Consider the following 17,553-nt stretch of genomic DNA (forward strand, 5'->3'; position numbering starts at 1 on the left):
GGGTCACTCGGCCAGCGCCCCCTGCGCCTGCGCCATGAACTTCGACGTCGTGGCCCGCGCTCCCACCCGGCCCGACCGGACGTCCTGGGCCGCCGCCGTGAGCAGCGCGCGTACCCGGGCGTGCCCCCGGGGCGGTGGGGCCGGGGCGGGCCCGACCAGGTCGTTGAGGGACGTGCCGAAGGTGGCGACGCGCTTGACCACCGGATCGTCGGACGCCTGGGTGACGGCCTGCCGCACGGCCAGGTCGGCGGGCAGCCCGCGGTCGGTGCCGAGGATCCGGCCCACCTCGACGTTGGTGGTGAGGAACGTGACGACGTCGGCCACCACGCCGGGGTGCCGGGTGCCGTGGAAGCCGGCCCAGTACATCGAGGCCAGATCCCACTGGGCGGCCGGCGGCCCGGGGAAGGCGGCCAGCCCCAACTCGTCGTCGGTGTAGCGCTGGAGTTCGGGCAGCTGGTGCGACCAGGCGAACGAGGCGGCGGTGTGGCCGGTCACCACGAGCTGTCGGGCCGGTTCGCCGCCGTCGGCCCGGTCCACCAACGCGGCGGCCGGGGTCGCCCGGTCGTTGCGGGCCCGCTGCCAGAGCTCGAACCAGTCGACCAGGGCCGCCGAGCTGAAGCCGAGTTGCCGCCCCTGGTAGAACTTGCCGCCCTGGCCGCGCAGCCAGAGCCAGAGCGCCCGGTGGTCGCCGGACGGGTCCATGGTGCCGGCCACCCGCCCGCCGCTGGCCTGGGTGACCCGCGCGGCCCAGGCCAGGTAGTCCGCCCACGGCATGATCGTCGGGGCGGGCACCCCGAGCCGGCGCAGCAGGTCCTTGTTGTAGACCACGGCGACGTGCGTCTGCGCGGCGGGGACGCCGTACAGCCGACCGTCCACCCGGCCGTAGTCGGCCAGCCCGGGCGGCAGGCCGCCGAGGTCGAGCCGGCCGTCCGCGGCGTACGGGCTGAGGTCCAGGGCGATGCCGCGCTGGGCGTACTCGGTCAGCACGGTGTCGTCGACCTGGAACAGGTCCGGCACGTTGCCGCCGCCGGCCTGGGTCGCGAGCCGGTCGTAGTAGCCGCTGGCGGCCTGCCAGGTGACCCGGAAGGTGACCCGGGGGTTGCGCGAGGAGTAGAGCCGCAGTGCCCGCTCGGTGGCCTCCGCGCGCCGGGTGTTGCCCCACCAGAAGACCGACAACTCGATCGGCCCGTTCTCGTCGACCGGGGCGGCCGGGCCGTCGCTGCACCCGGCGAGGCCGCCGGTGGCGAGCGCCGGCACCGCCAGCAGCGCGCCGAGCAGCCGCCGCCGGTCCGGGTCGGCGCCGGGCCGGGGGCGCGGAGGGCGGGCAGCGGGCACGGGGGGCTCCTGGTGCGCGGCGGTGCGGGCCGGACCATTCACGCAGGCGGTGAGCCCGGGTGTCAACGCCGGGCGGCCGGCGGCGGCGGGGACGGTCGCTCGGGCGCTGACCGGCATCGATGCGCGCCGAGCCGACCCGGGCCCGCCGGCCTCGGGACGGCCGGTGGCCGCACCAGGCGTCCCGACGTCGTCTGATGTACTAGGGCGCGTGGAACTTCTGCACTCGGGCAAGGTCAGGGACGTCTACGCCGACGGCGACGACCTGATCCTGGTCGCCTCCGACCGCATCTCGATCTACGACGTGGTGCTGCCGACGCCGATCCCGGACAAGGGTCGACTGCTCACCGCCCTCTCCGTCTGGTGGTTCGAGCAGCTCGCCGACCTGGTGCCGAACCACATCATCTCGACCACCGACGTGCCCGCCGAGTTCGCCGGCCGGGCGATCCGCTGTCGGCGGCTGGAGATGGTCCCGGTGGAGTGCGTCGCCCGCGGCTACCTGACCGGCGGCGGCCTGAAGGAGTACCAGCGCACCGGCGCCGTCTCCGGCGTGGCGCTGCCGCGCGGCCTGGTCGAGGCGTCGATCCTGCCCGAGCCGATCTTCACCCCGTCGACCAAGGCGCCGGTGGGGGAGCACGACGAGCCAATCACCTTCGCCGAGGTGGTGGACAAGGTCGGCGCGGAGACCGCCGAGCGGCTGCGCCAGATCACCCTCGACGTCTACCGCCGCGGCGCCGAGCTGGCCGCCGACCGGGGCATCCTGGTCGCCGACACCAAGCTCGAACTGGGCTGGACGCCGGAGGGCACCCTGATGCTCGGCGACGAGTTGCTGACCTCCGACTCGTCCCGGTTCTGGCCGGCCGAGTCGTACCAGCCGGGCCGCGTGCAGTTCTCCTACGACAAGCAGTACGTCCGGGACTGGGCGACCGACAGCGGCTGGGACAAGCAGGGCCCGGCTCCCGAGGTGCCGGCCGAGGTGGTCGAGGCGACCCGGGCCCGCTACGTCGACGTCTACGAGAGGCTCACCGGCAACCGCTGGGCGTAGTCACTCGACCTGGTCGCGCCGTCGCCCACGCGTCGTCCGGCCGGCGGCGTCCGTACGATCTGGACCGTGCGTGACATCGCCGTGTTCAGCGGAAGTGCCCATCCCGAACTCGCCGCCGAGATCTGTGCCCACCTCGACGTCCCGTTGCACCCGGTGCGGGTCTCCCGGTTCGCCAACGACTGCCTGGAGGTGCAGTTGCAGGCGAACTGCCGGGAGCGCGACGTCTTCCTGATCCAGCCGTTGGTGCCGCCGGTCCAGGAGCACCTGGTGGAGCTGCTGCTCATGATCGACGCGGCCCGGGGCGCGTCCGCCGGCCGGATCACCGTGGTGCTGCCGCACTACGCGTACGCCCGGTCGGACAAGAAGGACGCCCCGCGCATCTCGATCGGCGGGCGGCTCGTCGCCGACCTGCTCACCTCGGCCGGGGCGCACCGGGTGCTGGCGATGACCCTGCACTCGCCGCAGGTGCACGGCTTCTTCAGCGTTCCCGTCGACCACCTGCACGCGCTGCGCGAGCTGGCCGCCCACTTCCGGCGCTACGACCTGACCGACACCGTGGTGGTCTCGCCGGACCTGGGCAACGCCAAGGAGGCCGCCGCCTTCGCCCGGATGCTCGGCACGCCGGTGGCGGCCGGGGCGAAACAGCGGTTCAGCGACGACCGGGTCAAGATCAGTACGGTGATCGGCGACGTGGCCGACCGGGACGTCATCGTCCTCGACGACGAGATCGCCAAGGGCAGCACGGTGATCGAGCTGATGGCGCACCTGCGCGAGCGGAAGGTGCGCTCGATCCGGCTCGCCTGCACCCACGGGCTCTTCTCCAGCGGCGCGCTGGAGCGGCTCAGCGGCGAGGACGGGGTGCTGGAGATCGTCTGCACCAACACGGTCCCGATCCCGGCGGAGAAGCGGGTGCCGAAGCTGGAGATCCTCTCGGTGGCGCCCGCGTTGGCCGAGGCGATGCGGCGGATCCACAACGGCGAGTCGGTCAGCGCGCTCTTCGGCTGACTCGGGCCGGGTCAGTCGCCGGTCGGGCCGCCCGCGCGGCGCAGCGCCCGGGTCAGGGCGCTGATCCGTACCGTGGTGCCGGCCGGGCTGGTCTCGACCTCCATGGCGTCGCTCAACTCCCGGGCCAGCCAGAGCCCCCACCCGCCGGCGGTGTCCGGCGCGGGGCGGCTGTGGTCGCCGAGCCGCTGCGCGCTGATTCCCGCGCCGTGGTCGGAGACCTCGCAGACCAGCTCGTCGGCCCGCCGCCACAGCCGCAGCCAGCCCCGGCCCCCGCCGTGCCGGACCGCGTTGGTGATCAGCTCGTTGACGGCGAGGACGAAGTCGTCCAGCCGCTGGCCGTTCAGCCCCGCGGCGTGCGCGCAGGAGGTGACCGAGTGTCGCAGCTCGGTCACCTGGGCCTGCCCGAAGGCCTCGGTGATCAGAACGGAAGATTCGATGGGCACAACCGTACGCGGCGGGGGCGGATCTGCGTTCGTCATGGCCCTGTCCCGACAGCCGGTCTCGGAGTTTCGCGGCATTTCCACCGTACGTCAGGGTTCTCCGTACCGCGACCGGCGGCGGCGCCGAGCCGGCCGGCGGCTGTGGCATCGTGACGGCCATGCCGTCGCCGCCGGGTGGTCTCGAGGTGCCGCTGTGGCGTTCCATCGCCGTCTTCCGCTTCGCCGCCCTGGGGTACGTCTGCCTGCTGGTGCTCCGCGACGCCGACCGGTACGCCCACCCGCTCGCCGCCGGCGCCGTCCTGCTGTCGATGCTGGCCTGGTCCGGGGTGACCGCCGCCGGCTACGCCCGGCCGGCGAACCGGCACTGGCCGCTGCTCCTGGCCGACCTGGGCGTCGTGCTCGTCGTCCTCGCCGTCTCCCCGTGGGTGGTCGGCCGCCCGGCGCTGGCCGCCGGTGTGCCGACCCTGGCCGTGGTCTGGCTGGCCGGCCCGGTGCTGGCCTGGGCGGTCTCCGGCGGGCGGCGGCGCGGCGCGGTCGCGGCGCTGGCGCTCGGCGCGGCGGACCTGGCCAGCCGGGGACGGATCGGCCCGTCCTCGCTCACCGGGGTGATCCTGCTGCTGCTCGCCGGGGTGATCGTGGGGCACGTCGCGCGGCTGGCGGTGACCGCCGAGGAGCGGCTGCACCGGGCGGTGCAGCTGGAGGCGGCCACCCGGGAGCGGGAGCGGCTGGCCCGGGGCATCCACGACTCGGTGCTCCAGGTGCTGGCCCTGGTGCAGCGGCGCGGCGCCCACCTCGACGGCGAGGCCGGTGAGCTGGCCCGGCTCGCCGGCGAGCAGGAGGCGGCGCTGCGCGCCCTGATCGCCGGGGTCGACCCGGCGCCCGCCGCCGACGAGCCGACCGGCACCCTGGACCTGCGCGCCCTGCTCGGCCGGTACGCCTCGGCGACGGTCTCCGTCTCCGCCCCGGCCACCCCGGTCCCGCTGCCCGCCCCGGTGGCCCGGGAACTGGCCGCCGCCACCGCGGCGGCGCTGGACAATGTGCGGCGGCACGCCGACGGGCGCGCCTGGGTGCTGGTCGAGGACGAGGGGGAGACGGTGACGGTGTCGGTGCGTGACGCCGGCCCGGGCATCGGAGCGGGCCGGCTGGTCGAGGCGGCCCGGCAGGGGCGGTTGGGCATGAGCCAGTCGATCCGGGGCCGGATCGCCGACCTCGGCGGCGAGGTGCGGGTCGTCTCCGCGCCGGGGGAGGGCACCGAGGTCGAGCTGGTGGTACCGAGGGAGGACGGGTGACCGGGGTACGCGTGATGGTGGTCGACGACCACCCGATGTGGCGGGAGGGGGTGGCCCGCGACCTCACCGAGGCCGGCCACCGGGTGGTGGCGACCAGTGGTGAGGGGCGGCAGGCCGTCCGGGTGGCCGCCGCGGCCCGGCCCGACGTGGTGGTGCTCGACCTCCAGCTGCCCGACATCTCCGGAGTCGAGGTGATCCGGGGCCTGCGGGCCGTGCTGCCCCAGGTGCGGGTGCTGATGCTGTCGGCCAGCGGCGAGCAGCAGAGCGTCCTGGACGCGGTGAAGGCCGGTGCCACCGGCTACCTGGTGAAGTCCGCCGCGCCGGCCGAGTTCCTGGACGCGGTGCGCCGCACCGCCGCCGGGGAACCGGTCTTCACGCCCGGCCTGGCGGGACTGGTCCTCGGCGAGTACCGCCGGCTGGCCGGCGCCACGGACGGCGGGGCCCGGTCGGGCCGGGACGACGCGGCCCCCCGGCTCACCGAGCGGGAGACCGAGGTGCTGCGTCTGGTCGCCAAGGGGCTGTCGTACCGGCAGATCGCCGAGCGGCTGGGGCTCTCGCACCGCACCGTGCAGAACCACGTCCAGAACACGCTGGGCAAGCTCCAGTTGCACAACCGGGTCGAACTGACCCGCTACGCGATCGAGCGCGGGCTCGACGACTGAGAGGTCCGTCGGGCTCAGTGCGACTCCGGCGGCCGGGTCTCGTGGATCGCCAGCTCCTCGGCGGTGGCCCCGCCGCCGGCCGAACCCGCGTCGTAGGCGACCGAGTCGGTCTCCTGGTCGGTGTGCGCCCCCTCGTCCGGTTCGACCAGCCGGCCCACCTGGGAGTCGGCGATGGTGCCCAGCTTGCCGTGGTCGTAGATGGAGACCGGGGAGTGCGGGTCCGAGGTGGGACCGGGGTTCATCACATCGGCGTCCAGCTGCGCCTCGGCGGCGGCCTCGTCGCTGTCCGCCTCGGCGGCGATGTCCGGGTCGACCGGGCCGGCCAGCGGGTCGTCGGCGGCGCGCTCGTACTGCTCCCGCTGCAGCTTGTAGTCCAGCGACTCCCCTTCGAGCTGCTCCTCGGCGGTGGTGCCGAAGCTGTCGACCGCGACCGGTGTGCGGTCGCCGGGCAGCTGGGCCGGCTCCGGGCCGTCGGCCTCGCGGCCGGTGAGGACGTCGTCGTTGGCGGTGGAGTCGTCGTCGGCGGTCTGCGGCAGACCCTCCGCCTCAGGGTCGGAGAGGGGGGTCGGGTACTCGTCGTCGCGCATGACTGATCACTACCCACTGCCATGCCCGGGGTAACCGGAGCCGGACCCCGCAATCGGGACGAAAAGGGAGGAGTCAGCCCTGGCGCGCGGCTTCGTCCTCGGCGTGGAGCACGCACCAGACCACCTTGCCGTTCGGCACCGGGGTGCTGCCCCAGCGTCGGGCCACCGTGTCGATCAGCAGCAGGCCACGGCCGCCGGTCGAGGTGAGCGGAGCCAGGCCGGCGTACGCGGGCTGTCGGGGGGAGTGGTCGCGGACCGCGACGTGCAACGAGCTGTCGCGCGGCGCGAGGCGGACCGTCATCGGCGTCCGCGCGTGGGCCACCACGTTGTTGACCATCTCGGTCACCGCGATCGACGCCGGCTCGGTCAGCTGCGGCACACCCCAGCGGGCGCACCCGTCGGCGATCATCGCCCGGGCCTGCCGGGCGGCCCCCACCGTGGGCGCGAGGTCCGCGGCGAGCAGCGCGGCCATCGGGGTACGGGCCAGCGCGGCGGTCGCCTCGTCGGCGGTCGCGTACACCGGCAGCCCGGTCGCGTCGGCGCCGGTGACCGTGCCGGCCGGGTCGAGCACCAGCAGGTCGGCGGCGGGCCAGTCGGCAATTGCGCGGCGGACCTCGGCCAGCAGACGCGCGGCGCTGCCGTCGGTGGAGCGGAGCCGGGCCACGTCGACCACGATCGGGCCGGGCCGGTCGCTCAGTCGCGCCAGCAGGGCGTCGCGGACCCGGTCGGCGGTGGTGGGCTCCAGCACGCCGCTCAGCCGCACGGTCGCGGACGACTCGTCCGCCTCCACCAGGCATCGCGCGTCCGTCGGCATGATCGTCCCATTGTGCATGCCGGCGGCCGGACGCGCACCCGGCCGCTCCGTGCCGGTCATCGCCGTTCCGCCCGGGAGCGGCGGGTCATCGCGGCCATCGTGCCGACCGCGGTCCCGGCGGCAGCCAGCCCGAACGCGGCGGTCACCCGGACCACCTGCCGGCGTCGGCCGTGCCAGCCGCCCGCGCGCTGCGCCTCGGCGTCAGCGCGGAAGACGTTGCCGGTGCTGTCCGCCGCGCCCGACGGCCCGAACTGCGTCCGGTGGGCGTACCAGCCGAGGGCCCGCTCGGCCAGCGCCGGCGCGAGCCGCCACTGCAGGCCGATCAGCCGGGCCGCGCCGCCGGCGTACGCCTCCCGGCGCGGGCGGCGCAGCAGCCGGACGATGGTCTCGGCCACCATCTCGGGCGGGTACACCGGCGGCGGCGGGACCAGCTCGCGCCCGGTGTGGTTGCCGGCGTGCCGGAAGAACGGGGTGTCGATGGTGGCCGGCAGCACGGTGCAGATCGAGATGTTGCCCCGGCCGGTGACCCGCAGCTCCTGCCGGACCGTGTCGGCCAGCCCGCGGATGCCGTGCTTGGTGGCGTTGTACGCCGACTGGTAGGGCATCGCCACCTCGGCCAGCACCGAGGCGTTGTTGACCACGACCCCGCCGCCGGAGAGGCTCAACCAGGGCAGCGCGGCGCGGATGCCGTACGCGGCGCCCAGCAGGTTGACCTCCAGCACCCGGCGGAACTCCGACACCGGGATCTCGTCGAAGAGCCCGACCGCGCTGACCGCCGCGTTGTTCACCCAGCCGTCGATCCGGCCGTACTCGGCCGCGGTGCGGGCGGCCAGTTCCTCGACCGCCACCGGGTCGGTCACGTCGGTGGGCACCGCCAGCGCCCGCCCGCCCAGCTCCCGGCAGCGCCGGGCGACGTCCTCCAGGGCGGGCTCGCTGCGGGCGGCGAGGACGATGTCCGCGCCCCGGCGGGCCAGCGCGTAGGCCGTGGCGGTACCGATGCCGCTCGAGGCGCCGGTGACCACCACGACGGCGTCCGAGAGACTGCGGGTTAGCGGCATTCTTCGTCGGTACCCCGACCAGAGTGGGTCATGCGGCCGGGTGGGCACGGATCGGCACCGGGTCGGGCGGCCCGCGTGAGCCCGGGGTCGAGGGCTGGGGCGGCCGCCCGGCGGTCGCCGGGAGCCCGCGGTCGGGGGGTCCTGCGCCGGCGCGTGCCGGGGCGGCGATCCCGGCCTTCCGGGCCTTCCGGACACCCCGCTGGACGATGGCGTAAACCGATCACCCCGAACGGCCGGGTACCGGCCTCCGCTCACCCGGCCGGACCCCCCGCGAAATCGCGTGGGACCTGCGGAAAGTCCGTTGGCGGGGGCCTGCCGGCGGCTCGCTGGTCGGGTGCCTGCAACGGTCGGCCGGCGGCGTTCCGACTGCTCCCGATCTGCCAGGTTTCGGCTCGCCGGGGCCGGGTTAATGGGACCCTCTGACCGGAGGACCATCCCTCACGAATCGCATGGAGGTGACCATGCGCGTCGGCCTCGTCTGCGCGCACGCCGGCTCGGCCCGGCATGCGGACGCCCCCGCCGTCGGCACCCACGAGCACATCGCCCGGGTCGCCGCCGAGCTGGCCGGGCGCGGCCACGACGTACGGGTCTACGAGCGCCGCGACGACCCCGCCCTGCCGGAGGCCGTGGAGGTGGACGGCTACCGCCTCGAACGGGTGCCCGTCGGGCCGGCCCGGATCACGCCCACCGCCGAGCTGGTGCCGTACGTGTCGGAGTTCGGCCGGTGGCTGGCCGACCGCTGGGCCGCGGAGTGGACCCCCGAGGTGGTGCACGGGCACTACTGGATCGGCGGCCTGGCCGCCGCCCACGCGGTCCGCGAGACGGACATCCCGGTCGTGCAGACCTTCCACTCCCTCGGCGTCGAGCAGCTGCGCCACCTCGGCCAGCAGTACGACGGCCCGGGGGAGCGGATCCCGCTGGAGCGGGCGCTGACCCGTGCGGTCGACATCGCGGTCGCGCAGTGCAACGACGAGGTGGACGAACTGACCCGGATGGGCCTGCAACGCACGTCGGTGGCGATGGTCCCCGCCGGGGTGGACATCGAGCGGTTCCACCCCGACGGCGAGGCGGCCCCCCGCGACCAGCGGGCCCGCATCCTCTCCGTCGGCGGGCTGTCGCCCGGTCACGGCCAGGAGGACCTGATCCGGGCGATGCGCCTGGTGGGCGACGCCGAGTTGGTCATCGCCGGCGGCCCGCCGCCCGAGGAGCTGGCCACCCACGCCGAGGCCCGCCGGCTGCGCGAGCTGGCCGAGCGGACCGGGGTCGCCGACCAGGTGAAGCTGGTCGGGGCGGTACCGCACGACCAGATGGCCACCTGGTACCGCTCGGCCGACGTGGTCGCCTGCACCCCGCACTACTCCTCCGCCGGCCGGGTGTCGCTGGAGGCGATGGCCTGCGGCGTACCGGTGGTCGGGTACGCGATGGGCGGCATCGCCGACGCCGTGGTCGACGAGGTCACCGGGCGGCTGGTGCCCCCGGGCGACGTCCGCACGCTGGGCGTGACGCTGCGCCGGCTGCTGGCCGACAACGCCGGGCGGTTCGCGTACGGGCACGCGGCGGTGGACCGGGTGCGGTGCAGCTACACCTGGGAGCGCACCGCCAGCGCCCTGGAGCGGCTCTACGAGCGGGTGGTGCTCCGGCGTAAGCCGGTCGAGGCCTGACCGTCGGTCACAGCGGTGGTCGGCCGGAGCCGGCGCCGACCGCGATCCGTTCCCGTCGCCGGACGACGGCATGGTGGTGCTGTGGTTCGGCGTACCGGGTGAGCCCGATGACCGCGGCGAGGGTGACCAGGAAGCCGACCGCGGCCAGCCACTCCCGGCCCGGCCAGATCCGGTCGTTGAGCAGGAGCAGGCCGACTATCGCGGCGGGCACCGCCCCGGCGGCGTCCATCGCGGCGACGGCGGCCGTGGTGGAGCCGCGCTGCATCGCCAGCCCGAGCAGCAGCTGCCCGACCAGGGAGTGGGCGATCAGCAGGTAGAGCAGCGGGTCCTGGACGAACGCCTCGGCCGTCGGCGCGGACGCCAGCGGGCGGGCGGCCACCGCGGCGGCGGAGAACGCCATCCCGGCCAGCGAGCCGAGCGCCACCGACCCGGGCGGCCCGTGCAGGCGGACGGCGAAGAAGCCGAGCACCCCGATGCCGCCCAGCGCCACGGCGAGAGCGACCAGGCCGGCGGTGCCGAGCGACTTCGACGGTGCCGGCTGGGCGGAGAGCACCAGCGCGGTGATCCCGCCGAAGAGCAGCACCAGCAGGGCCACCTCCGCCTTCGGCAGCCGCCACTTGAGCACCACCACGCCCAGCACGGCGGTGACCCCCAGCCCGGCGGCCACGCTGGCCTGCACCAGGAACAGCGGCAGGTCCCGGCGGGCCAGGAAGGCCAGCACGAACCCGGCCACCTGGCAGAGCAGACCGACCAGGTAGGTGCGGTGCACGGCCAGCTTCAGCAGCAGCCCCGGATCGAAGGTGTGGTGCACGGTCGTCCGGGCGGCGGCGACCGACTGCAGCATGTTGGCGAAGCCGTACGCGACGATCATGGCCGCGAGGAAGCACCAACCGGAGGACACCACCTGGCGAGGATAGAGGGTGCCCGGGGTTCAGCGCGCGGTTGGCCGACCCAGCCGGGCGAGGATGTCGGCGTGCAGCAGGCCGTTGCTGGCCACGGCGCTGTGCTCCCCGGAACCATCCCCAGCAGGGACTCCACGGCCGGACAGATCGGTGAACACGCCCCCGGCCTCGGTCACCACCGGCACCAGCGCGGCGACGTCCCAGAGTGACAACTCGGGCTCCACCATGACGTCCAGTGCGCCCTCGGCCAGCAGCATGTAACCGTAGAAGTCGCCGTACGCGCGGCTGCGCCAGGTGTCCCGCATGAGCTGGAGCATCGCGTCCAGCCGACCCGCCTCCTCCCAGCCGCCCAGCGAGGAGTAGCAGAAGCTCGCGTCGGCCAGGTCGCCGACGGCGGAGACCCGGATCGGCGTGCCGGAGGCGGCGTCCGGCCCGGCGTACGCGCCCTCGCCGAGCGCGCCCCACCAGCGGCGGCCCAGCGCCGGGGCGGAGACCAGCCCGACCACGGGACGGTCCCCCTCCAGCAATGCGATCAGGGTGGCCCAGACCGGCACGCCCCGGACGAAGTTCTTGGTGCCGTCGATCGGGTCGACCACCCAGCGCCGACCCCCGGGCCCGGCGGCGGGCTGCTCGCCGTACTCCTCGCCGAGCAGGCCGTCGCCGGGACGGCGGTCGGCCAGCAGCGCGCGGATCTCCCGCTCCACGGCGGTGTCCGCGTCGGAGACCGGGGTGAGGTCCGGCTTTGCCTCGACCCGCAGGTCGAGCGCCCGGAAGCGGGCCGTGGAGATGGCGTCGGCGGCGTCCGCGAGCTGGTGGGCGAGGGCGATGTCGTCGGCGTACCCGGTCATGGGAGAAACCGTAGCCACGCCCGGTTCAGGACCCGGCGAGCGGGTCGCCCGGATTCCGCTGGTCGGCCTCGCCGCGCGGGTCACCCTCCCCGGACCGCGAGGACAACAGCCGACGGTACGACGCCAGCCGGCGTGGATCGGCCTTGCCGGCGGCCACCCAGGCGTCCAGCGCGCAGTCGGCCGCGTCGGCGGTGTGCGGGCAGTTCGGCGGGCAGTCCACCGTCGCCTCGACCAGGTCGGCGAAGCCGTGCAGCAGGCTCTCCGCCGAGACGTGGGCGAGCCCGAAGCTGCGTACCCCGGGGGTGTCGATGATCCAGCCGGGGTCGCCGTCGACGCCCGGCGCGGGCGGCAGCCGCAGCGCCACGGCGCTGGTGGAGGTGTGCCGGCCCCGGCCGATCGCGCTGACCACGCCGACAGCCCGGGCGGCGTCCGGCACCAGGCGGTTGACCAGCGTCGACTTGCCCACCCCGGAGTGCCCGACCATGACCGAGACCCGGCCGGCGAGCAGCGACCGCAGCGCGTCGAGGTCGGAGTCCGGGCGGACGAGCACGTACGGCAGTTCCAGCTCGGTGTAGTAGCCGAGCACCTGCTCGGGCCCGGCCAGGTCGGCCTTGGTTAGGCAGAGCAGCGGCTCGATGCCGGCGTCGTACGCGGCCACCAGGCAGCGGTCGATGAAGCCGGTGCGCGGCGGCGGGTCGGCCAGCGCGCTGACGATCACCAACTGGTCGGCGTTGGCGACCACGACCCGTTCCAGCCGACCCTCGGCGGTGGTCGCGTCGTCCTCGGCGGTCCGCCGCAGCACCGAGCGCCGCTCGGCGATCCGGACGATCCGGGCCAGCGCGCCGGCCGCCCCGGAGGTGTCCCCGACCAGGCCCACCCGGTCGCCGACCACCACCGACTTGCGCCCCAGCTCCCGGGCCCGCATCGCGGTCACCGTGTCGTCGGCGTCGGCGCCGGCCAGCACGCAGGTGTAGCGGCCCCGGTCGACGGCGATCACGAAGCCGTCGACCGCGTCGGCGTGCCGGGGGCGGGTACGGGTGCGTGGACGCGAGGACTTTCCGGGCCGGACCCGTACGTCGTCCTCGTCGTACTCCCGCCGTCTGGTCGCCAGGACCGCCCCCTCTACGCCTCAGCTCTTGCCGGTCACCATTGCCGACCATAGTGCCGGGAACTCGGGCATGGTCTTGGAGGTACACGCCACGTCGTCCACCTCGATACCGGGGACGGCCAGCCCGGCCACCGCGGCGGCGTGCGCCATCCGGTGGTCGGCGTAGGTGCGGAAGGTGCCGCCGCGCAGCGGGCGGGGCCGGATCTCCAGCCCGTCGGAGGACTCGGTCAGGTCGGCGCCGAGCGAGGTGAACTCGCGGGCCAGGGCGGCGATCCGGTCGGTCTCGTGGCCGCGGATGTGCGCGATGCCGGTGAACCGGGACGGGGAGTCGGCCAGCATGGCCAGCGCGGTCAGCGCCGGGGTCAGCTCGCTGACGTCGGAGAGGTCGGCCTCCAGCCCGTGCACCGTGCCGGTGCCGCGCACGGTCAGGCCGGCGGTGCCGAGCGTCACCTCGCCGCCCATCCGGTGCAGCAGCGAGCGGAGCTGCTCGACCGGCTGCGCGCTGCTGCGCGGCCAGCCCTGCAACGTTACCTCACCGCCGGTGACCAGCGCGGCGGCGAAGAACGGGACCGCGCCGGAGAGGTCCGGCTCGATCTCCCAGCCGCGCCCGGCCAGCGGGCCGGGCTCGACCACCCAGACGTCCGGGACGCTGTCGTCGACCGCGGCGCCGGCCGCCCGCAGCATCTGCACGGTCATCCGCAGGTGGGGCGCGGAGGGGACGGGCGGGCCCTGGTGGCGCACCACCACGCCCCGGTCGAAACGCGCGCCGGCGAGCAGCAGGCCGGAGACGAGCTGGCTGGAGGCGGAGGCGTCGATCACCACCTCGCCGCCGGCGACCCGGCCGGTGCCCTGCACCGTCAGCGGCAGGCTGCCGGCGGCCGGGGCCTCGACGCGTACGCCGAGCGAGCGCAGTGCGCCGATCAGCGGACCGAGCGGGCGGACCCGGGCCTGCGGGTCGCCGTCGAAGGTGACCCGTCCCTCGGCCAGGCCGGCGACCGGCGGCGCGAAGCGCATCACCGTGCCGGCCAGCCCGACGTCGACGTGGGCCGGACCGACCAGCCGGTGCGGCCGGACCAGCCAGCGCTCGTCGTCGGAGATCGACATGTGCGCGCCCATCGCCCGCAGCCCGGCGGCCATCAGCTCGGTGTCCCGCGCGCGCAGCGGCCCGTGCAGGGTCGACGGACCGCTGGCCAGGGCACTGAGCACCAGCGCCCGGGCGGTCATCGACTTGGAGCCGGGCAGGCGCAGCGTCGCGGCAACCGGATCGCTGGCGGTCGGTGCGGTCCACGGCTGCGGCCGGGTCGCGGTCGGATTCCCCACGGTTACATTCTGCCAAGCTCGCCGGCCCGTGGAGCCGGCCGTTGGTCCTACTCCCGGTTGGCGGGACAGCCGGGAAGCCGGCGGGGCGTTAGCGTGTGCGCCATGTGCGGGAGGTACGCCACGACCCGGAGCGCCGGTGACCTGAGCGCGCTGTTCGAGTCGTACGACGACACCGAGGGCCGGCTCGCGCCCGACCACAACGTCGCGCCGACCGACCCGGTGCCGGTCGTGCGGATGGACGCCGAGGCCGGTCGGGTGCTGTCGGCGGGGCGCTGGGGCCTGGTGCCGCACTGGTCCCGTTCGGCGGCCGGCGCCGCCCGCATGATCAACGCCCGGGTCGAGACGGTCGCCACCAGTCGCGCGTACGCCGACCCGTTCGCCCGCCGGCGCTGCCTGGTCCCCGCCGACGGCTGGTACGAGTGGGTGCGCCGCCCCGCCGGCGGCAAGCAGCCCTACTACATGACCCCCCGCGACGGCTCCGTGCTGGCGTTCGCCGGCATCTGGTCGCGCTGGGAGTCGCTGCTCACCTTCAGCGTGCTCACCACCGCCGCGGTGGGGAAGCTGGCCGAGGTGCACGACCGGATGCCGCTGCTGCTGCCCGCCGACCGCTGGGCGGCCTGGCTCGGGCCGGCCGACGACCCGGCGACGCTGCTCGCCCCGCCGCCGGTCGACTGGCTCGCCGGTCTGGAGATCCGGCCGGTGGGTCCGGCGGTGGGCGACGTGCGCAACGACGGCCCGGGGTTGATCGAGCGGGTGCCGCTGCCCGAGGAGCGCGTCGAGGGGGAAATGACGCTTTTCTGAACGCGATTCGCGACATTGTCGCGTACGAATTGCCAGAGTTCCGGGCGAAATTTCGCTCGGATCTTCAGTCATCTTTGTGCACATCCTCTTGTCTCCGTGTGCACGGGTGCGATAGAACACAGCGCCGGCACTGGGAGCGTCTTCGCGCGGTGCGAACGATGCCCGTCGATCTTGCCGGTCCCACGGGGGAGGTGGGTGTGATGACCCGGGCGCGTATGCCCCGACCGCACGAGGTGGCCGCCGCACGACGAGATCCGCGACTGTTGCGGGCGTTGCGCGAACGCCGCCAGGACGAGGCCTGGCGGACCAGAGGGACCTGCCAGAGCGTCGATCCGGAAACATTCTTTCCGGCGCCCAACGAGCCGGCCGACGCCGCCGTCGCGCTCTGCCGCAGTTGCGACGTGCAGGGCTCGTGCCTGGCCTGGGCGCTGGAGGTCGGCGACTGCCACGGTGTCTGGGGTGGCACCACGCCGCGCGAGCGGCGGGCCATGCTGGTCGCCTGGCGCAGCGAGGTGCAGCCGGATCCGGACGCCGCGGACGACGCCGGCCCGCCGGTGCGCGACCGCCTGCTCACGCTGGTGCCGCTGAGCTGAGGCCGCACCCGAACGCCACGGCACCGCTCGTCGACTGAACCGGCCGGGGTCGCCCCACCGTCGGGCGTCCCGGCCGGCCTGGTCGCCGTGTCCGGCGGCCATACGGCGCAGAATGGGCCGGTGCCGCACCGCGACGAGATCGACACTCCACGGGGCCCGGCCCGGGTCGAGACCGACCTGCCGGCCGGCCCGCCGGTCGCCCTGCTCGTGCTCGGGCACGGAGCGGGTGGCGACGTGGACGCCCCCGACCTGCTCGCGGTCCGGGACGCGGCCGTCGGCGCGGGGGTGGCGGTGGCGCGGGTGACCCAGCCGTACCGGGTGGCCGGGCGGCGGGCGCCGGCACCGGCCGGGCACGTCGACGAGGCGTGGACGGCGGTGGCCGTCGGACTGCGTACCCGGCACCCGGACGTGCCGCTGCTGGTCGGCGGGCGTTCCAGTGGTGCCCGGGTGGCCTGTCGTACGGCGGCGGCCGTGGGTGCGGCCGGGGTGGTCGCGCTGGCCTTCCCGCTGCACCCGCCGGGCCGGCCGGAGCGGTCCCGCGCCGCCGAGCTGCTGACCGGGCTGCCCACCCTGGTGGTCAACGGCGACCGCGATCCCTTCGGCGTGCCCGAGGCCGACGCCTCGGTCCGCGTGGTCGTCCGCCCCGGTGAGCGTCACGACCTGCGCAAGGATCCGGCCGCCGTGGCCACCGCCGTGCTCGCCTGGCTGCGCGAGCGGGGCTGGGCGCTGCCCTGAGCCACGGCGTGCGGCCGCCCCGCCCGACGAGCGTGACCGGGGCGGCGCAGGGTCGTTGCATCGGATGGTGCCGGCCGCCCGATCCGGGCGAACGGCACCGTCCTCCCAGGCCCTTCCTGGTCCCAGCGTCGGTCTCCTCCGAGGCCGGGACCAGGAACGGGGGCGGCTGGCGGAATGTCCGGACCCCGACCGGGCGTTACCACCACCGGAGCGACACATCTGGCGAGGGGGGTGACCGGTGCCGACCGAGACACGGAGCCGGGAACGGGACGAACGGGAAGCGCGGCAGCTCCGGCAGCTGCTGGGCGGACCGGACTGGCCCGCGACGGTGGGCGGCACGGCGGTGGTGAGAGCGGGCACACCCGGCGGAACCGAATCTGCCGGCAGGCCCGTACGCGTATCCTCGGCGGGGAAGCATCCGACGCGAGGGGATGTGCGGTTGACCACCGAGAAGACGGACGAGCGCAGGGCCCGCTTCGAGCGGGACGCGATGCCCTTCGTCGACCAGCTCTACGCTGCCGGGTTGCGGATGACACGCAACCCCGCGGATGCCGAGGACCTGGTCCAGGAGACGTACCTGAAGGCGTACGCCGCCTTCCACCAGTTCGAGCAGGGCACGAACCTGAAGGCCTGGCTCTACCGGATCCTGACCAACACCTACATCAACACCTACCGCAAGCGGCAGCGCCAGCCCATCCAGGCGCCCACCGAGGAGATCACCGACTGGCAGCTCGCCGAGGCCGAGTCGCACACCTCCAGCGGTCTGCGGTCGGCCGAGACCGAGGCGCTGGACCGGCTGCCGGACAGCGACGTCAAGGAGGCCCTCCAGCAGCTGCCGGAGGAGTTCCGCCTGGCGGTCTACCTGACCGACGTCGAGGGGTTCTCCTACAAGGAGGTCGCCGACATCATGGGCACGCCGATCGGCACCGTGATGTCCCGGCTGCACCGGGGCCGACGTAATCTGCGGAAGTTGCTCGAGCGCTACGCCGCGGAGCGCGGTTTCAGCGCCGCGCAGTCCTCGAAGGGCTCGACCGCCGCTGCCGGCCGGGAGGTGTGACGTGAGCTGTGGAGAGCCGCACGAGACGGACTGCCGTGAGGTACTCGCGGAGGTCTACCTCTACCTGGACCTGGAGTGCGCGGAGGAACGGCGCACCCTGATTCGCCACCACCTCGACGAGTGCGGGCACTGCCTGCGCGAGTACGGCATCGAGCAGGAGGTGAAGGCGCTCGTCGCCCGCTGCTGCGGCAACGAGGCCGCCCCCGACCAGCTGCGCGAGCGGCTGCGGATCCGCCTGACCGAGCTGGTGGTCTTCGAGACGACCGAGTCGCGCGAACTGGCCGACTGAACGTACG

Annotated in this window: 18 protein-coding genes and 1 pseudogene; 10 read left to right on the forward strand and 9 right to left on the reverse strand. The window is 74.8% G+C overall.

Annotation, left to right across the window (positions count from 1 at the left end; translation table 11 throughout):
• Positions 1–3: 3 nt before the first annotated feature.
• A complete protein-coding gene (locus ACTMTB_RS04030; RefSeq protein ID WP_441142480.1) occupies positions 4–1,335 on the reverse strand; it encodes an ABC transporter substrate-binding protein in 1,332 nt (443 codons plus the stop codon).
• A gap of 208 nt (positions 1,336–1,543) precedes the next feature.
• On the opposite strand from ACTMTB_RS04030, the gene ACTMTB_RS04035 reads away from it, so the two are divergent.
• Both ACTMTB_RS04035 and ACTMTB_RS04040 read left to right on the forward strand, forming a co-directional pair.
• Positions 1,544–2,377 carry a phosphoribosylaminoimidazolesuccinocarboxamide synthase gene (locus ACTMTB_RS04035; RefSeq protein ID WP_441142481.1) on the forward strand — a complete coding sequence of 278 codons (834 nt, stop codon included), beginning with the start codon at positions 1,544–1,546 and terminating at the stop codon, positions 2,375–2,377.
• Between the two features lie 66 nt (positions 2,378–2,443).
• Positions 2,444–3,382, forward strand: a complete 939-nt coding sequence (locus ACTMTB_RS04040) for a ribose-phosphate diphosphokinase (protein ID WP_441142482.1) — start codon at positions 2,444–2,446, stop codon at positions 3,380–3,382.
• 11 nt (positions 3,383–3,393) lie between these two features.
• On the opposite strand, the gene ACTMTB_RS04045 is transcribed toward ACTMTB_RS04040, so the two are convergent.
• Entirely contained in the window at positions 3,394–3,861 is a 468-nt protein-coding gene (locus tag ACTMTB_RS04045) for an ATP-binding protein (RefSeq protein WP_441142483.1), read from the reverse strand.
• A gap of 119 nt (positions 3,862–3,980) precedes the next feature.
• On the opposite strand from ACTMTB_RS04045, the gene macS reads away from it, so the two are divergent.
• Together macS and ACTMTB_RS04055 are read left to right on the forward strand one after the other, a co-directional pair.
• Positions 3,981–5,111, forward strand: coding sequence for a MacS family sensor histidine kinase (gene macS, locus ACTMTB_RS04050; protein WP_441142484.1), 1,131 nt, complete (start codon positions 3,981–3,983; stop codon positions 5,109–5,111).
• Between the two features lie 14 nt (positions 5,112–5,125).
• Positions 5,126–5,773 (forward strand): response regulator, encoded by a 648-nt coding sequence (locus ACTMTB_RS04055; RefSeq protein WP_441142641.1) that lies wholly within the window; start codon positions 5,126–5,128, stop codon positions 5,771–5,773.
• Between the two features lie 14 nt (positions 5,774–5,787).
• On the opposite strand, the gene ACTMTB_RS04060 is transcribed toward ACTMTB_RS04055, so the two are convergent.
• The 3 genes from ACTMTB_RS04060 to ACTMTB_RS04070 form a co-directional block, all read right to left on the reverse strand.
• Entirely contained in the window at positions 5,788–6,360 is a 573-nt protein-coding gene (locus ACTMTB_RS04060) for a DUF5709 domain-containing protein (RefSeq protein ID WP_280841218.1), read from the reverse strand.
• 73 nt (positions 6,361–6,433) lie between these two features.
• On the reverse strand, positions 6,434–7,174 hold the full coding sequence (locus ACTMTB_RS04065) for an ATP-binding protein (protein WP_441142485.1): 741 nt from the start codon (positions 7,172–7,174) through the stop codon (positions 6,434–6,436).
• A gap of 56 nt (positions 7,175–7,230) precedes the next feature.
• A complete protein-coding gene (locus ACTMTB_RS04070) occupies positions 7,231–8,232 on the reverse strand; it encodes an SDR family oxidoreductase (RefSeq protein ID WP_441142486.1) in 1,002 nt (333 codons plus the stop codon).
• A 461-nt stretch (positions 8,233–8,693) separates the two neighbouring features.
• On the opposite strand from ACTMTB_RS04070, the gene ACTMTB_RS04075 reads away from it, so the two are divergent.
• On the forward strand, positions 8,694–9,893 hold the full coding sequence (locus ACTMTB_RS04075; protein WP_441142487.1) for a glycosyltransferase: 1,200 nt from the start codon (positions 8,694–8,696) through the stop codon (positions 9,891–9,893).
• Here the strand turns inward: ACTMTB_RS04075 and ACTMTB_RS04080 are convergent.
• The 4 genes and pseudogenes from ACTMTB_RS04080 to aroA all read right to left on the reverse strand — a co-directional run bounded on the left by ACTMTB_RS04080 (position 9,851) and on the right by aroA (position 14,071).
• Positions 9,851–10,764: pseudogene (locus ACTMTB_RS04080) on the reverse strand (hypothetical protein). The gene ACTMTB_RS04075 and the pseudogene ACTMTB_RS04080 sit on opposite strands and share 43 nt — an antisense overlap.
• Positions 10,765–10,824: 60 nt before the next feature.
• Complete coding sequence (gene hisN / locus ACTMTB_RS04085) at positions 10,825–11,643, reverse strand: histidinol-phosphatase (protein WP_441142488.1); 819 nt, start codon at positions 11,641–11,643, stop codon at positions 10,825–10,827.
• Between the two features lie 25 nt (positions 11,644–11,668).
• On the reverse strand, positions 11,669–12,754 hold the full coding sequence (rsgA, locus tag ACTMTB_RS04090) for a ribosome small subunit-dependent GTPase A (RefSeq protein WP_441142643.1): 1,086 nt from the start codon (positions 12,752–12,754) through the stop codon (positions 11,669–11,671).
• Positions 12,755–12,772: 18 nt separating this feature from the next.
• Positions 12,773–14,071, reverse strand: a complete 1,299-nt coding sequence (aroA, locus tag ACTMTB_RS04095) for a 3-phosphoshikimate 1-carboxyvinyltransferase (protein WP_441142489.1) — start codon at positions 14,069–14,071, stop codon at positions 12,773–12,775.
• Between the two features lie 102 nt (positions 14,072–14,173).
• Between aroA and ACTMTB_RS04100 the strand changes: the two genes are divergently transcribed.
• The 5 genes from ACTMTB_RS04100 to rsrA all read left to right on the forward strand — a co-directional run bounded on the left by ACTMTB_RS04100 (position 14,174) and on the right by rsrA (position 17,546).
• Positions 14,174–14,872, forward strand: coding sequence for an SOS response-associated peptidase (locus tag ACTMTB_RS04100; protein ID WP_441142490.1), 699 nt, complete (start codon positions 14,174–14,176; stop codon positions 14,870–14,872).
• Positions 14,873–15,072: 200 nt separating this feature from the next.
• The gene (locus tag ACTMTB_RS04105) at positions 15,073–15,465 is read left to right on the forward strand and encodes a WhiB family transcriptional regulator (RefSeq protein ID WP_088979381.1); all 393 of its coding nucleotides are present in this window, start codon (positions 15,073–15,075) and stop codon (positions 15,463–15,465) included.
• 120 nt (positions 15,466–15,585) lie between these two features.
• Positions 15,586–16,200 carry an alpha/beta hydrolase family protein gene (locus ACTMTB_RS04110; RefSeq protein WP_441142491.1) on the forward strand — a complete coding sequence of 205 codons (615 nt, stop codon included), beginning with the start codon at positions 15,586–15,588 and terminating at the stop codon, positions 16,198–16,200.
• Positions 16,201–16,438: 238 nt separating this feature from the next.
• The gene (locus ACTMTB_RS04115) at positions 16,439–17,257 is read left to right on the forward strand and encodes a sigma-70 family RNA polymerase sigma factor (protein ID WP_357617859.1); all 819 of its coding nucleotides are present in this window, start codon (positions 16,439–16,441) and stop codon (positions 17,255–17,257) included.
• Between the two features lies 1 nt (position 17,258).
• Positions 17,259–17,546 carry a mycothiol system anti-sigma-R factor gene (rsrA, locus tag ACTMTB_RS04120; protein WP_441142492.1) on the forward strand — a complete coding sequence of 96 codons (288 nt, stop codon included), beginning with the start codon at positions 17,259–17,261 and terminating at the stop codon, positions 17,544–17,546.
• The last annotated feature ends 7 nt before the right edge of the window (positions 17,547–17,553 follow it).

This window comes from Micromonospora sp. L32 (assembly GCF_052068055.1).
In the GTDB taxonomy this organism is placed as follows: domain Bacteria; phylum Actinomycetota; class Actinomycetes; order Mycobacteriales; family Micromonosporaceae; genus Micromonospora; species Micromonospora purpureochromogenes.